We start from the raw sequence: 16803 nt of genomic DNA on the forward strand, positions 1-16803 counted from the left end.
GCGGCACTACACTAGATAAAATCAAAAACCTGCTGTTCAAAGTCAATTTTTACATATTCTTTTGTCTCTTCCGGAACTTTTGAATAATAGTCCACCACTACCGTCTGCACCTGTCCGTCGATCATTTTCTGTCCCAGCACATAGTTGACGTCAAACATTCCGGAAATAGCCGGCGTGGCTCCCCTGGCCGGAACAATCATCTGCACGTGGTTGGCTTTAAGGAGTTCAAAAATCGGTTCCCATATATATATATCTTTCGCAGCGCCAAAAGGATTGTCGATAAAGATAACCTTTTTCCCCTCCGATGGCTGGGAATCTCCGGAATAAATAGCGGAAATATAATTAATAACCGCAATGAGGAACTGGATGTAAATGCCCTGTGACTGGCCTGTACTTCCCACCGCCTCCTCGTAACGCAGGTAGCGGCTCTGTTGGTGAATGCGCTCTCTTTTGTACAGATCCAGGCGAATACCATTCATATCTGTTACAATAACAGAAAAGAGATTTTTCCACGACAGCTTCTGACGGATATATTTCAGTTTTTCATCCAGATCCCGGTAACTGTCAGCGTTAGATACGATAGTATCAATATAATCGGACATCTGACTAGAATAAAACTCCTCTTTCACATAGGGAATCTTTAACTGAATCATAGGAACCTGCCGGCCATCCAGAATAATCTTGGAAAGCCCTGACAGCCGCTCAAGCTGGGTCTTAATATCAATACACCGCTGGAGGCACTGATTTTCAAAACTCTCCTTGATCTGCGCCATATCCCGTATTCCCTGGCCGACACGCCCTTTTTCTAGTTGAATGATCCGTATGATCTCCCGGATATGTCCGGACAGTTCTCCCGCCTGCCGGCTGTCCCCCGGCAGTTCCATGTGATACCTAATCTCATCTGAAAGCTCCGGTGCTTTCAGCTCACGAAGCAAATCGGCAAGCTGATCCCTATTCTTTTCAAAGGCTTCCCTTTTGTGAATTTCATCTTTTTTCAACCGCTCATAATCTTCGTTAAGACGATCGTAACGTTTGCGCAGTTCCCTGCCATCGGCATAAAAATCCCGGGTCAGGTTATAGGTCACATGGGCGGTGCGCATAAGCCTGTCCAGATCCTTCTTCACATCCTCTGCCGCCTGGCGTTCCTTCGCCAGCATCAGCCCTGCCTCCCGAACAAGCTCAAGTTTTTCCCTCACCTGCTCAAGAAGCTTCTGCTGTTCCGTAATAAAACGGGCATAATCTCCTCCTGTGACTTTCACAGGCTCAAAACTGCCGTATTTTTCTTCCACAGCCGCGATAGCGTTTTCCACATGGCCTTCCAGGCGGTTTTTATGATCTCTGGCCGCAGCCGACTGTCGGCGATTGCTGTCGATCTCCTCGTCAATGGCCGCAATCTCCTCTTTCAATTGCCTCAATTCGTCATCACTGGAAACAAACATGGCGCCTTTACTGTACATCTCCTCCAGGGTCTGCCAGGGTGTCTCCCTGCGGGCAATCAGATCGCGGATCCTTCCCATGGTCTGTTGGTAACTTTCTAAAAGGCGCTGTTTATCTTCAAGATCTGTATGTTCCTTCTCGAAAGCCTCTCTGATCCCTAAAAATGCTGCTTCTACTGCGTCACAGCTTTCAAAATCCGCTCCCGCATCTTCAGCCGCATCCTCTTTGGCCTTCAAATCATCTTCTGTCTCCGCCTGAGGCAATACTTCTTCTGTGAAAGATTCTTCCCGTGAAAAATAGGGCAGATATATATCTTTCCAGTCTTTTTCCTGGCCTGTAAGCCGGGCTTTAAGCTGATCCATCTGCCCCCGGCTCTTTAGGATCTTCTCCCTAAGCCTTGCCCCTTCATTTTTCTCCAGAGCAATACAGTGGGTGTATTCTTGAACCTTCGCCTCGTTATCTTCAAGACGCTGCCGGGCATCATCCATTTCTTTTTCCAGCTTTTCAATCGCTTCTAAAGCCTGTCCTTCCTGTTCAAGATCTGCTTTTTCTTTTTTCAGCTCCTCTAAACGGGTGCCGGACCGCTTAGACAGCTCTTTAGCCTCCAGGATAGTTTCTTCCAGACTGTGATCTCTGGCTTCCCAGCCGCTTTGGGATTGCCGTCCCTCCTCAAGCAGTCTGGCCATACGGTCATAATTTTCCAGATGATTAATAATAAACTCATGAATATATTCCATATCCCCTTTGTAGGTAGCTATAGTATCTTTTTGACGCTCCAGCGCTTTCCGGCACTGATCCAGCCGCTCCTCAAGACGCTGTTTTTCTTTTGCCGCCGCGTCTTTGTCATAAAAGAGTACTTTATTTTTGGTCAGGAATAAAATCCGATCCGTCTTATCTATCTCATCATTTCCCAAGATCTTGTCCAGGGCAATGATGGGGTAGAGATCTTCATCTGAAATTTCCAACGCCAGATCCGGATCTTTGGCCAGCTTTGAAAAACCGTTCTGTACGACCACAGCACAGGGCAGATATGGGAAACGCTCCAGCACTTCCCTCCGGTCCTTAATCTCCAGCCCTCCAAGATAATCGCTGCCCGGAATACATGTTACGCCCAGACGGCGCAGAGCATCCAGGACATTGTAAAATTCCGCTCCGGGAGCCATGGGCTCCAAAGTGTCCAACTGATCGTATACTTTTTGAATGTGACCCAGTTCCTCCTGTTTTTTATCAGCGTCCACCACACTTTTTTGCCAGCGTCCATAAATTAATTCTTCCAGATGATAAAAATCATCGGCTTTATAAATTTCAAGAAGTTTCTCCGCTTTAGCCTTTTTTCGAGTCCACTGCTGCTGAAATTGTGAAAAATCTTCCTCCGCCTTCTTCTGCTGCTCCATACGGACTTTGAGCGCCTCACGGCCAAGCATGGCTTTGTGGATTTCCTCTTTTGCGCCGGAAATCTGTTCCTGTGCCTTTTCCATTTCCTGGATGACGTTGCGCAGCTCAATCCGGTTATTGCGCAGTTTTCTCTCACTCCCCTCCAGGAGCAGGGAATTAATATTGGAGCGAAGGCGGCTGATCTCGTCCTGAATCCGGTTTTGATCCGCCTTTGCCCTAAGGATCTCATTTTGGGCCACAGCCAGACCTCTCTGGCCCGCATTTTCACGCTCCTGTGCCTGTGCGCGCAGGTCGCTGTCCGCCTTGAGTTCCTTTTCCAGCTCTACTATATTTTTTTCCCACAAAAGCTTGTTTTTATCAAACAAACGTTTCTGACGGGCGGCCAGACAGTGAAGCTGCCCGATCAGTCCGCCGCTGTCTTCGCTGACGCTTTCAATAACCTTGCTCTCCCTGTCCGCCTTCTTTTTAATATCCACATATTCCAGATAATCATTGACACTCTGGCGCAGATCCAGAGCCTGCTGCTTTTCCTTGCGGTTCTTTGAAAGCTCTGACCGCAGGGCGTCATATTTATCTTCATCTTTTTCAAAGGCGGCAAGGTTCTGCCGCGTCTGCAAAATCTTGGCCGAATCTAATTTTTTCCCAATATCCCGGCTTTTGACTGTAAGATTTTCCTTTTCTTTTTCAGATAAGGCCAGAGCTTTCTCTTTTTGCCGAAGGACATGAGCGGCGGTGTTGTAAGTTTTTACAAGATCCGAGGCAAAGCTCTGCTCCTGCTCATAAAGCTGATCCAGAGTATCAATACGCCCCAGAAACGCCTCCAGAGCATCTGTCTGTCTTTGGAAAATCGAAATTTCCTCTTTTTTTCTCGACAATTCCATAAGCTGGTCTTTAATATCCAGCAATGTTTTTGCCATATCTGGCTCATCGCCGTCGGCAGATCTGGCAAAAAACGCTTTCTGAATGATCTCCTCAATCAGAAGATCCTCAACGACTTTCCGGGTTGTCCTGTAGTGAGTCTCAAACCAGGCGCGAACATGACCTTCCGTCTTATTGATGCCCCTCACAATCTCCCAGGCGCTCTCATACAACCCATAACGGCTGATAAAACGCTGATATTCCCCCTTATGATCAAAAATAAACACCTTCAGGGAGCGGTCGCTGTGCCCCAGGTCTTTGAGCAGAGTCCTAAGACCGGTGTAAGTAATCCGCGTCCCGTCTTTTTGCAGGGGAAGATTAATAATATCATTGTCGTTATATTCCCGGTAAAAGATCACATAGTTGAAGTAGTCAATAGACGCCACGTCCCGCTTTTTTTCCCGGCTGCCGTCATCTTTGGCCTTCCTGGCGCAAAAACCGGTAAGCATATATTTATAGCCGTCGGCAAAATCCCGTTCGTCTAAATTCCATTCAATAAGAGAATGGATCGTCGTACTTCCATTGCCGGTTCGGAAAAGTTTTTCCACAGGCTGTTTATCATCCAGGGTACAGTTGGGTATGAGATTCTGAAACAACAGTAACATGAGAACGCTTTTTCCGCCGCCGTTGGCCAGATCATAAAGAGCGTTGCGGCCCTCGAAACGCATAATAAAATTGTCGTAAAACTGAGTGCCAAAATTATATTTTACATTATTGACACGTATCCGATTAATGTGAGGCATCGTCTTCCTCCTTTTTTGCGGCAAAAAAATCCCCGTTTCCGCTGTTTTCCCGGTATTTTCCGGCAATCTCGTAAAGCCGGCCTCTGCCGTCCTCATAATAATTTTCTACCAGGGCCCGGAAACGGTCCTTAGGGTAATAACGTCCGCCCAACTGCGTAAAGAGATTCTGGTCCTCCAGAAAATTAAAGACCAATTTAACAAATCCCACTTTGGACCCTCTGGCAGCTTTCAGGGTGGACATATCATCGTTGGCGGCTGTCATAGGCATATCCTCCCACAGCAGGGCAATGGTGCGCAAACTGTGATCTTCTGTCTCATTTTTTACAAAAATTTCCAGTTTTGGAATAATATGATGAAGAGCAGAGCTGACCTTTTCAATAATATCATCGGTGCGGACATATTCCCTGTGGTTATTAGTTCCCGAATCTTCATAGAAAAGTGTCACTGTCTCAAAAATAATAAAATACGCCAGGTAAAGCTCCCGGTTCAGCCGGAGACCGATGATTTTTTTTAGCTCATCATTGGTAAATCCAAATACCCGGTTATTTTCTCCCGAAGATAAATACAGGGCATAATTATACTCGTAAAGCCTCAGATTTGCTTTTTTAAGAAGCAGATCCAGCATATCCGCCACCTGGGCGTTTGAAGAATAAGCCTCATAAAGCTCCACATTATGTTTTTTGGACACTTCTTCCCCGGTCAATAACAGGGAAAACAGTTCCATAGCTTTATCCAGTTTTTTCTCATCCATGGTCCCGTCCTCCTTTGGTTACCTGAAAACGTATATTAGAAATCTGTACTCCGGTTTTTAATGTGAGAATTTCCTGAGGAATAAATTCCAGATCAAAAGCCAGCCCTTCCCACATATGCTCTTTACCATTCAAATATGCGGTCATAGCTCCCTCAAGAAAGGTGTCCTGGTGCCGCCGGATGTGATCAAGATCGTAATGTTTTTTCTGGCACAGATGGATCAGGAAAGAAAAATAATCACTGTTTTTTAAAACATCCTCAGTAAACTTCATCTCATACATATGATTTAAATATTTCAGATCAAACTGCCCCTTTAAGGTTAGCTGCTCAAAAAGGACTTTGAGGAAAATATTAAAATTGTTCTCAATCCGGTGGAGGACCACCTCGTCGCTGTAAACATAATTTTCCTCCACACCTTTGCCGACCCGCTCTCCGGTCTCCTCCTCCTCAGGCTTATCGTCCAGCAGCTTATCCAACTGGTAAAGATTTAATGTTTTGTGGAGATTCATGCCCAAAAGAGGTTTCACGAAGGCTTCCAGCCCTTCCACACAGTCATTGGATGTCACCCGCTCAAAAAAGTCATCAAAAGAAAAAACATTGCGAAGGCGACTGATCTTTGCCTTTTCAATCATGGCGTCCGCCTGGCGGCAAAGATCCGTACAGGCCGACAGAAGCTGGCCGTGACGGCGCATAGCCCGCTTCAACTCCTGATCAAGGAGATAGACGTCCTCCAAAGTGTACGCTGCCTCCTCCATGGCCTTCCCCTGAGAAACCGGAGATTTCTGCCGGTCATTTTCCGCCTGGATCATGGCCTGATCTACCAGGTCTTTGTTGGAGGTAAAAAGGTTCTGTTCTTCTTTGAACCAGGACAGCACGCTCTGGGAAAATTCATCCAACGCCTTTGTCCCAGCAAAAATATTCTGAGCCAAAAGCCGCACCACCTCATCTCTTCGGACCATGAGCCTCCCTACCTCGCCGTTTATACGCCGGACAACGTCCAGGGCGCCGGCAATATTGTTCATGCGGAGCATTTTTTCCAAAAGAAGCTGTTCTGTGGTGATCTTGCTCTCATCCTTCACTTCTTTCGTGTCCAGATAAAACTCGATGGCGTCGCCGGTTATGAAATAAACAAGGGTATCTCCGTCGAAACGGCTGTCAATATATTTGACCCGCTCCTGCACGTTCACCTTTTTCACAGGGTCATACCATGTATAAATAAATGGCCGGCCATCATTGCACAGCTTGTCAAAAATGTACTGGATCAGTTCTTTTGCTTCATCCGCAGAAAGTTTACAATCACATTCTCTGCGCAGGAAAGAAGCCATGAACTTTTCGTACATGGGGTAGGTCACAGAGTTCTCTTTAAATTGGTTTTCTTCTATAAAAAAACGCAGGACCGCCATGACGATCAGCCCCATATCCAGATCTTTAAACTGTCCGTCCCCGTAGGCTTCCAGTGAATTTTTCGCAAGCCTGAAAAAAGGATAATAGCGTTTCATGTTTTGCATCCGCTCTCCATGATCACGGATAATATCCCCCATGAGCGTAAATTCCTGTGACAAAGGTCATCTCCTCCATTCTCCCGGCTATGTGAATGAGACAGTACACCAGGCGTTAATAATATTTAGAGAACAGTTCAGCCGCCATGCATGGGTGGGCTGAACTGTTATGTGTTTTTCATTATATGATGAGACAAGCGACAAAAGGTCATGCGGGCTGCGCTTGCGCAGGTAAGCATGGCTTTGTGGCGCGCAAAACACCTTTTGATGCTTTCACCATTATATAAGATATGGGAGATAATGTCAAAACAGACATCCCGCTCTGTGAGCGGCGATGGCCGGTCCTTTTCTAGTTACGTCCGGCTGCTGTGTGAACAGTAACCCTTTCTACTTTTAACCCATTGGCATTTGTTCAGACAGCCTTTACTTCTTTTTTCCCAAATGCTATACTGAGTTACAAATATTTATGTATCCGTTCCGCATCCGGACGGGATGAACGGTTACATACTTACAGCGCTTAACTAGTATCATTCACATTAAGGAAGAAAGGAAAATGTTATGTTCCGATTATGGGGAAAAGAATTTAAAGACAACCGTCTTTTAAAAGATATTGTTATTGAGGAAGATGACCCGTCAAAATCCCGGACAGCCAAGGTTTTTCACGCAGTCACAGAAATCTGTATGGCCTTTGACCTGGCCGAACCGATCTGGCTTGATTCCAATATTAAGGAATTTCAGCGCCGGGATAAGACCCGGTTTACTCAGGATAACTTTATTGAATCCATTGAGTTTGATTATCTGGAAATTCATGTTATTGAAGAATAACGTTAAGGCCCGGCATCCGGCGCCTTAACGTGGCTACATTCAAAACATCTCATTTCTCAGAAATTCAAGACCTGCTCGCGGGTCTTGGCGAGGGATTCGGGACAGCTTTATCTGTCATCTCCCCACCTGATATATTTCTCCCGGTAACACACGGACAAATACTGAAATACCAGATCATGAAGCACCACGGAAGAGATCACGGAAGACGCCTTGCCGATTACCAGTATTTCATCACAACATTCCTCATTTGGAAAATGCTCATGGCAGGACAGCACCGCCACATGACATCCCAGATTTTTACATACCGAAATCGCCGGGCAGACATCATGGGTTCTGGAGCTTCCATCATAGACAAAAAATACAAAGCTGTGTTTATCCAGGCCCTCTTTTTTCATAGATGCCACACATCCACCGGGATGGATCAGATGGACGTTTTTTCCCGTAACCGCCAGATCACTGTGGAAAGCAAACCGCACAGTGGAATAAAAAAGATCGACAATAAAAATCTGACGGTGCTTTGCGCAGGCGTCAACGATCGCCTGACACATGTCTGTATCAAGAAGCTTTCGCAGCATTATATAATCGCTGTCAATAATATTTTTTGACACTTCAAAAAAATTCTGCTTTGTGTAATTTTCCCCTTTTGAAAAAGGGGTATTCAAAAATGTATATTTCCCAACAGCATCTACGATCCGCACTTTAAATTCTGTAAATGAAGCGTAACCGATTTTGTGGCAGAATCGAAGATAGGTGGATACGGAAACCTGGCATAATCCGGCAATTTTTTCCACCGTCATATTTCCAAAATCAGAAATATTTTCCAGGGTTATCTGGGCAATCCGCTTCTCAATATGGGATTCATTAATAAATGTATACTCTGCCACAAGGGCAGTGCTTCCGTTTCTGATGACAGCAACAGCTTAGGCAGCACTATTGCATCTGCCGGTGAAACAGCAGACACGGAAGAAGCCGGTTCTCAAGAAGCCAGTTCTGACAATGAGGTTCCATCTGTTGGCTATAACGTCACATGGGACGATATTGCGGAAATTACTGTTGTCTATCCTTCCATGAATACTATCCAGGCCGGTCTGGGAGCAGTAGAGGACGCCATAAATGAGATCACAGAGGCGGAAATCAATACCCACGTCACTCTGACTATGATTGAAGTCGGCAATTATGACCAGCAAATCAACCTGATGATGTCTTCCGGCGAACAGGCAGATCTTATTGTGACTATGCCCGCCGGGCCTTCCTCATTCGCAACCATGACATCCCAAAAACAGTTAATAGATATTACTGAACTTTTGGAAAGCTACGCGCCACAGGCGCTGGCCGGCGTCGGGGATATGATCGGAGGCACACAGATCGACGGCCATACCTATGCTTTTCCATGCTATAAGAGTTTTGCTTCAGGAATATATATTAACATGCGCACTGATGTTCTTGAGGATCTGGGACTTTTGGAAAATGCCGAAAATATGACAACATTGGCGGAATATGAAGAGATTATGGAAGCGGTCAAGGCCAGCGAAAAATGGGGCTATCTTGCCGGATGCGCTTCTACAGACGGACACGGCGCAGTGCTTCCGCTTAACGGAACAGTAGGTTTTACCGACATTTTTTCAGAGACAACTTTTATGGATAACCTTGGAGATACCCTCACTACAGTAGGTGTCCGCAATAGTGATGACACAGTGATTAATGTGTTCGCGTCTGAGGAATTTAGAAAAAACTATGAAATCGTCCGCGGATGGTACGAAAAGGGTTTGGTATATAAAGACTCGGCCACAACCCAGGAAATGGGTGCTTCCCTTGTTAAATCCAATATTGTCTTTTCCTTTGTTAATCAGGTGGAAATCGGTTCCGAGGCTTCCGTAGATACTAGCTGCGGCATGGATATGACCAGTGTCCGCATCGCTGAGCTTCCTATTACCTCCGGCAACCTGACAAAATTTACCTGGGCCATTCCCACCACATCAAAGGAACCGGAAGCGGCCGCTGTCTTTCTTGAAATGATGTTTACAGACGAACGCATTGCCAATCTGTTTGCCTGGGGCATCGAGGGCGTGGATTATGAAGTGGATGACAACGGCGTCGCCCATTATATTGAGGGCAATGAAACGCCTGCTTACCATACCGTGGCTTTTTTAAATGCCAATAAATTCATTGTTTTGCCATGGGAGGGCGATGATCCTGAGTTAAATATCCAGTTAGAAGAACAGATGAAAACCGCAAAAACCAGCAGATATCTTGGTTTTGCCTGCGATACCACCACTGTCACCGATGAAATCAGCGCTATTAACAACGCCATTGAACAGTACAAAGCCCAGATCATTTCCGGCACCGCCGATGACGCTACTTTTGACGAATTTCTGGAGAAGCTGGAAAGCATAGGCATTGATACGGTTGTGGACACTTACCAGACCCAGCTTAACGACTGGCTGGAAGCTACCGGAAAATAATCTTTATTTTGTCCTCCTTTTATAGTCCGCTTTTTGTGGACAGATAAAAACTAAGCCCCGCGTCTGCGGGGCCTTTATCTTTTGTACGCACAGGATTCCTCATCATCTCCATGCCAAGCCTCGTAAACGAGTCTTGAATATAGTTTCCTGTGATACTTCTCACTTTATCTTCAGAATCTTTTTCCTGTGACTGCCGCACCAGACGTCAGCCACAGACTTTATCTTTAGTCATCTTATCTCACATAGCTTTTCTGAAATCCTCCGGCGATTCCACCTCTCCAGCGGCAATCAGCCACTGTTTAAGCATCGTCTCGTCCGTCTGCCCTTCGATCATAGAACGAAGATCTTCCGGAATCTCCCCTTTGGATTCTAAAAGCTCCAGAACAGATTCCTTCAGCGCTTCCTGGCGCCCTTCCCGTCGGCCTTCCCTACGGCCTTCCCTGCGGCCTTCCTGATGGCCCTGACGCCATTTGTTTGTAAGCTCGATCTCCAAACGCATAAATCTCGCCTCCCAGTCACGACTGGACTTGATCCGCTGAATCCTCCTGTCCAGTCCCGCGATAAAACCATCCCTTGCAGGTTGATCCGGCTGTCCTACATATCTAAGGAAATCAACCAACGCATCAGACACCGCTTCGTCATTGCAGCCCTTGGTACTTAGAAAAATCGTTTTCTGTCCCTGATTTAGAGGAGCGCCGTTTTCCTGGCACACCATCTCATATGTATAGCGATACAACTGATCCGGCATCCAGGCAAAATCGCAGATAAAAATAACATATGTGTCCGGCAGAGCGTCATAGGGTTCTCCGGACAGCAGAGCGTCCATATCCAACTGCGAATGATAATACCGGCTTCGCCATGCCAGATCCGGCGTCTGCTTCACCTGCATCTCCACGTTAAAACGGCGATGGCCGCCTTCCTCCTCGGCAAGCACATCCAGACGTACACCATGATAATCCGGATGATAGGACATCGTTTTTTCAGTGATCACGGTCACATGTAAAATTTTTGTTTCCAATATCAGCTCTAACAGCTTACGGCACTGGTTTTCGTCAGACATTACGGCTGCGAACATAAACGCGTCCTTAATGGTCAGATTCTGAAAGTTTCTCTGCATTTCTTCCTCCTGATTTCTGTCACCATGAGGAATCCTGTGTTTAAAGTATATCGCAAAAACAGGCAAAATACAACCGCAACTATCTTTTTTATAACTATTCAATGTTCATGCCGTCCATCAAAAATCCGCGCTTTCCAGTCACGCCTTTCTTAATTCTTTGCATTCTCCTCAATCTTTTCCATCACTCCATACACATCCCGAAGCTGTTTCCAGGAATCCATGCCGGCGTTTTCCTGAGGCTGTCCCGCTGTGGAGCGGCCATTTTTAATAATTTCAAGAAGCTCATTGGCCAGATCAAGACAGATCTTCGGATACTTTTCCGCCACATTGTGCTGCTCCTCCACATCCTCTTTCAAATTATAAAGCTGATAGGGAACCTGATCGCTTGTGGAAGGTTCATTGACCGGCCTGGCCATGCCGCTGCCGCCATGACGGCATAGCTCTAATTTCCAGTCCTGAGTGCGGATAGAAAAACTGCCGTCACCAGAGGAATGAACAACAGAGTGTCTCACCGGCATATTTTTGTGGAGGGCCGGAAGAAGGCTTATGGAATCTTCTCCGGCATTATCCGGCAGATTTTCACCAAGTATCTGGGCAAAGGTGGCAAAGAGATCACACAGGCAGGTCATCTGGTCACATACCGCTCCGCCATTGCCTATGCTTCCATCCGACGAAACGGTGCCAAAATGGCCGGGCCAGGAAATAATTGCCGGAATCCGGTGGCCGCCCTCATAAATATCCGTCTTTTTCCCGCGGAAAATATAGCTTGGATTATGGCCATGACTGGTAAGGAAGGGATAATCCGCCACGCCGCTGCAGCCGTTGTCGCTGGCAAAAATAAAGATGGTGTCCTCCAAAATTCCCTTTTCCTGAAGCTTATCCCGAACCGTTCCTACAATATAATCCAAATAAAGAACCATATCCCCATAGACATTCAGGCCGCTCTTTCCCTTAAATCCTGCCGGCGGCAAAAGGGGCCCGTGAACCGCATGGGTGGGGTAATAGAGGAAAAACGGCTCCTGCGCGTGTTCATCTATGATTTCCAGAACTTTATCGTTCATATCACCAATCACTTTTTCAAAATTATAGCCGGGCGCCGCAGGCCCTCTCTGCCACAGCTCCTGCTGTGTTGCCCCGGTGCGGTCCAGTGGAAAAACTCCGGTGACATGATCAGGAACCGCCAGTACAGTACGGTTTTCAATATAAGTATAGGGCGGCTGATCGAGAGACGCCGCTGTGCCAAAGAAATAATCAAAGCCATAGTCATTGGGGCTCACTTTCAGCGGTTTTGTAAAATCAATATTCATGCCGTCCAGCAAAAAGCCTTCAGCCCCCGGCAAATTCTTTTTCTCATTCACTTCATCGGCAATACCGTACTCGCTGCCGTCCAGAGCCTTACGCTCCCAGCCAAGACCAAGATGCCATTTTCCCACGGCTGCCGTATAATAGCCATGTTTTTTAAACATGGACGCCAGGGTCATCCGTCCGCTTTCAATGAGAGGATCGCCGCCTCCGGGAAGTACGCTTTGTTTCAGCCGGGAGCGCCAGTTATAGCGTCCGGTGAGCAACCCGTAACGGGACGGCGTACATAAGGCGGAGGTCGAGTGGCAGTCTGTCAGCCGGATGCCGCAGTCGCTCAGCCCGTCAATATTGGTGGTTTTTAACTTGGAATTTTCATTAAAGCAAGACAAATCCCCATATCCCAGATCATCAATAAACATTAAAATTACATTTGGTTTCTTCTCCATAAATTCCTCCTGATTATCCATAATACTGCGAAACGCCCCGCTCTTTCCTTGCCCAAAGTCCACAGCTTTCACTGTAGTCGGGGACGCCGGGCGTTACCCGTATTATTATGCTGTTGGGGTCTCAAGGTCATGCTTTTTCATGCAAGCATGAAAAGCATGACCTTTTGACCCTGGCATCAATATGATGTTGAGGTCAAATTAAAATTTGACCTCATGATACCACAGCCGCGACCTGCTATCGCACTCTCGCGTCTCCGCTCCGCTGCGGTCGGCGCTGGGCAGGCGTCACTGGCGCCTAGCGCCCTAAAAACATTATATATATTTATCAGAATAATCACAATCATTAAAACCATAAATAGTTTATCAACCATCTTTTCATCCATCTTCCGGTTAAACACGCGGCCGGCCATCCCGCCTAAAATCCCGCAGATAATCATTCCCGCCAGGATTCCCCAATTCACGGCCGGGACTGTTCCGGTGACAATGGTGCTGACTAGGCTGGTCGCCTGGGAAAACAAAATAATATACAGAGAATTGGCCGCCGCAGCCTTTGTCGTCATCGAAAAGAAAAAATACAGAATCACAAGATTGATAGGTCCCCCGCCAATCCCTAGAAAGGATGATAAAACACCCAGAATAAAACCAATGATCAGACACACCGGCACATTCTTTAAATGATATGTATTTATCTGCTCTTTTTTAATGGTATAGATCAGCGTCCCAACAGTTAATATAAGCAGACAGGCCGCCTGAACCGCTCCCACTGTATTTGAGTCGGGGAAAAGCCCTTTTATTCCCTGAAACATGTATTTTCCCGCAACGCCGCCCACAGCGGCGCCAATGGCCAGAGGTGTCCCTGTGGTCATATCTGCCATGGAGGTTCCGGAAATTTTACCGCGTCCCACCGAATACAGGCTCATAGCCAGCACCGTACACCCGGAAAGAAAACTGATGGCGGACACATCCATTCCTCCCAGATCAAATAATATGAGTTGCTCGACAAACAGGCATGAGGCACGGATTGCTTCGCGTTAAGCTATGTAATCATTATAGAAATAAATCAAAAACAAATCTTTTAATATTATTACTTAAAAAAGCTTAAAAAGCAGACTTTTTAGATCAAGAAGCTATTTTTCTCAAAATATGTCAAATATTTATACTTTAAATAATTATATGCGCCCGTTCATCCCCGATGAAATCTCAGAGTACATACACCTTTCCCAATCATATCCGGCAAGGCGCATTAAATCTCATATTCTCAAATATTATTCTGAATCCGGCGTCTCGCGATTTTCGCCGCTTCCTCAAGGCGGGGGTAACACGCTTCAAAAAACATCTTATAGCCCTCACAAAAATAGTTCCAGCACTTTTCATCCCCCTGCTCCGTCACACGGCTCCGGTAACAGCCGCCCCGGCACAGCTTAAACCAGGGACATTGTTTACATTCTGACGGATGGTTCAATGACCGTTTGATAAACCCCATGGCGTCCCGCCGGTCATAAATGGCCTGGAGGGATGTGTCGTTGAGATTTCCAAGACAATAGTCATCCAGCACATAAAAATCACAGGGGTATACGCTGCCGTCGGCCTCAACTACATTTTGTATGCCGCAGGTTCCTCTCTGTTCACAGGACTCCGGCCAGTAACCGAGAAGCATGGCCACATAATTGTCAAACTGACGGATATATGGCTGATCACCCTTTTTTAAATCCTCAAACCACAGATCAAACAGATCTATGAGAAAGCGTCCGTAGGTTTTAGGCAGCAGAGAGTACTCCTCCTGTCCCCGCACATCTCCCAGTGGGTCAAGGCATGTAATGAACTGCATATAGTTCCAGCCACGCCTCCGGTAATCCTTGTAAATTTCTTTAATATGCTCCGCCACTTCCCGGTGGACTACCGTCAGTATATTATATTCCACTCCAAAGCGATCAAACAGATCAATGGTTTCCATGATCCGGTCATAGGTAGGCCCGCCGCCGGCGCTGTGGCGGTATGCGTCGTGAATGGATTTTAAGCCATCCACAGAAATGCCGATCAGGAAATGATTTTTCACAAAAAAGCGGCACCAGTCCTCAGTGATCCCGTAACCGTTGGTCTGTATGGCATATTCGATAGGGATATGATTCCGGTTATAATGGTTGACATAATCCACGACTTTCTGAAACATATCCAGTCCCCACAAAGTTGGCTCACCGCCCTGAAAGGCAATGGTACAGCTTCCCGATGCCACAAGCACCGTCTTTCTTATGACATTTTTCAGAGTGCGCTCCGTCATCCGTCCATAGGATGCCTGCTGGCGCTTCTGTGTCTCGTCGCAGTAAAAGCAGTAATCACACCGCATATTGCACATTCCCGAAGCAGGTTTAATCAGTAAATTTACCGGCGGCATAATGTTCCTCCTTTCAATTATCCCCGTCCCTCAATAGGCACCACATCCGATGTATCTATAAGCCAGGTGAGCATTTTTTGCGTCAGTTCATCCTGAATCTTTTTATATTCCGGTTTCCCATAGAGGTTATGGGCCTCCCACGGGTCATCCTTCATATTATAAAGCTCATTCTGTCCATTGGTGCGCACCATCAGTTTCCAGTCTTTATACCGCTGCATGACAACACGGCACACAGTATCCGGGGCCTCCTGCTGCTGGAGGCATTTGGGATAATAGTCTGTCCCCTCAATCTGAGGACTTTCCAGATAAGTTCCTTTAAAGCACTCCGGCTCAAAGCACCAGGGTTCCCGCACATCATAGCCGCCTTCACTGTAAGCCGCCCGCTCAGAATCTCCGGGGGCCCCTTCAATCTGAGGTTTCAGCGAAACCCCAAACTGGGCATAGTGAAGCTTCACATTTTCATAATCCAGAATTGTTGGGAAAATATCAAAAGACTGGGTAGGCGTACTTACCCGGTGTCCTCCTGGGCATCCGGGACGGCGGATGATCAGCGGCACGCGGGTAATCATATCGGTCATGTCCGACGGCCATTTCTCTGTCTGTCCGCCGTCCCCGGCGTAATCCCCATGATCCGAACAGAAAATAATGGTCGTATCCTCATAAATATCTTCCTTCTTTAAAGCCTCAACAATACGGCCTACCAGCGTATCCACATAGGAAATCATTCCAAGATAGACCGCATTCATTTTGCGGAACAAATCCTCACCTTTATCATCCGTCTCCCGATAGCGGCGCAAAACCTCATACATCTGAGGCTTATTCTCCTTATACCAGGAAAGATCCCGGCGCATGGGAACATCTGCCGGATCATACATATTATAATAACTTTCCGGCGCTGTATAAGGCGGATGAGGAAACATCCAGGACAACATAAGAAAGAAGGGTTTTTCATCCTTCCCGTGGCGGTGGATAAAATCAATGGCGTCTGCTGTATGTAAGGCATCCCCAAGTTTTGGTTCGTCTTCATCCTTCACCGGCGGATAGATCATAGAATACCGGGCCTGGGATATGGCTTTCAGTCCCTGGGTTTTGACTACATCCCGGCGGTGAAAAGGCAGCAGCTCGCCAAAAATCCGCTCCATGGAGGCGTGGTCAAACATATCGTCCTTTCCGCCATGGGCGGTGGTAAAACCGGCGTCATTAAGGTGGCTGATAAAATTGGGATTCTTATCTGATATCATATAAAATGTCCGCCGTCCATCCACATGGGGATACCAGCCGCTGGCCAGATTGCACCGGGCCGGGCCGCACACCGGATGGGTCGTATAATTTTGCTCAAACACCGTTCCCTCCGCGGCCAGCGCGTCAATATTTGGTGTATGTACCAGCGGATGGCCGTAACAGCCAAGACTTTCCGCCCGAAGTTCATCGGGAAATAATAAAATATAGTTCATTGTTCATCCTCCTCGCGTTATGGTTCATCCCCCATTTTTTATAAACTCATGATCATTATAAAC

At 46.8% G+C, this 16803-nt stretch carries 11 protein-coding genes; 2 read left to right on the forward strand and 9 right to left on the reverse strand.

The window, feature by feature from the left end:
* Window positions 1-11: 11 nt before the first annotated feature.
* From HNP82_RS10030 to HNP82_RS10040, 3 genes are read right to left on the reverse strand one after another with little or no spacing between them, the layout of a single operon-like run.
* The gene (locus HNP82_RS10030; protein ID WP_183773944.1) at window positions 12-4493 is read right to left on the reverse strand and encodes a coiled-coil domain-containing protein; all 4482 of its coding nucleotides are present in this window, start codon (window positions 4491-4493) and stop codon (window positions 12-14) included.
* On the reverse strand, window positions 4480-5244 hold the full coding sequence (locus HNP82_RS10035; RefSeq protein WP_183773947.1) for a DUF6063 family protein: 765 nt from the start codon (window positions 5242-5244) through the stop codon (window positions 4480-4482). Before HNP82_RS10035 ends, HNP82_RS10030 begins: the two co-directional genes overlap by 14 nt.
* Window positions 5237-6805, reverse strand: a complete 1569-nt coding sequence (locus tag HNP82_RS10040) for a hypothetical protein (RefSeq protein ID WP_183773950.1) — start codon at window positions 6803-6805, stop codon at window positions 5237-5239. The genes HNP82_RS10035 and HNP82_RS10040 overlap by 8 nt, the downstream gene beginning before the upstream one ends.
* Before the next feature lie 495 nt (window positions 6806-7300).
* Here HNP82_RS10040 and HNP82_RS10045 point away from each other — a divergent pair, with 495 nt between their 5' ends.
* Window positions 7301-7567: a hypothetical protein gene (locus tag HNP82_RS10045; protein WP_183773953.1), complete on the forward strand. Its 267-nt coding sequence runs from the start codon at window positions 7301-7303 to the stop codon at window positions 7565-7567.
* Window positions 7568-7674: 107 nt separating this feature from the next.
* Here HNP82_RS10045 and HNP82_RS10050 read toward each other — a convergent pair whose 3' ends face one another.
* Window positions 7675-8451: a MurR/RpiR family transcriptional regulator gene (locus tag HNP82_RS10050; RefSeq protein ID WP_183773956.1), complete on the reverse strand. Its 777-nt coding sequence runs from the start codon at window positions 8449-8451 to the stop codon at window positions 7675-7677.
* Here HNP82_RS10050 and HNP82_RS10055 point away from each other — a divergent pair.
* Window positions 8419-10029, forward strand: coding sequence for an extracellular solute-binding protein (locus HNP82_RS10055; RefSeq protein WP_183773959.1), 1611 nt, complete (start codon window positions 8419-8421; stop codon window positions 10027-10029). The genes HNP82_RS10050 and HNP82_RS10055 overlap by 33 nt on opposite strands.
* Before the next feature lie 238 nt (window positions 10030-10267).
* Here HNP82_RS10055 and HNP82_RS10060 read toward each other — a convergent pair whose 3' ends face one another.
* The 5 genes from HNP82_RS10060 to HNP82_RS10080 form a co-directional block, all read right to left on the reverse strand.
* Window positions 10268-11146 (reverse strand): Rpn family recombination-promoting nuclease/putative transposase, encoded by an 879-nt coding sequence (locus tag HNP82_RS10060; protein WP_183773962.1) that lies wholly within the window; start codon window positions 11144-11146, stop codon window positions 10268-10270.
* Window positions 11147-11295: 149 nt separating this feature from the next.
* On the reverse strand, window positions 11296-12894 hold the full coding sequence (locus tag HNP82_RS10065) for a sulfatase family protein (RefSeq protein ID WP_183773965.1): 1599 nt from the start codon (window positions 12892-12894) through the stop codon (window positions 11296-11298).
* 176 nt (window positions 12895-13070) lie between these two features.
* Window positions 13071-13856, reverse strand: a complete 786-nt coding sequence (locus HNP82_RS10070) for a sulfite exporter TauE/SafE family protein (RefSeq protein ID WP_330599530.1) — start codon at window positions 13854-13856, stop codon at window positions 13071-13073.
* 296 nt (window positions 13857-14152) lie between these two features.
* Window positions 14153-15286: an anaerobic sulfatase maturase gene (locus tag HNP82_RS10075; RefSeq protein WP_183773971.1), complete on the reverse strand. Its 1134-nt coding sequence runs from the start codon at window positions 15284-15286 to the stop codon at window positions 14153-14155.
* A 17-nt stretch (window positions 15287-15303) separates the two neighbouring features.
* A complete protein-coding gene (locus tag HNP82_RS10080; protein WP_183773973.1) occupies window positions 15304-16740 on the reverse strand; it encodes a sulfatase-like hydrolase/transferase in 1437 nt (478 codons plus the stop codon).
* Between the last annotated feature and the right edge of the window lie 63 nt (window positions 16741-16803).

Origin of the sequence: Catenibacillus scindens, from assembly GCF_014202115.1 — a bacterium.
Lineage (GTDB): Bacteria > Bacillota > Clostridia > Lachnospirales > Lachnospiraceae > Catenibacillus > Catenibacillus scindens.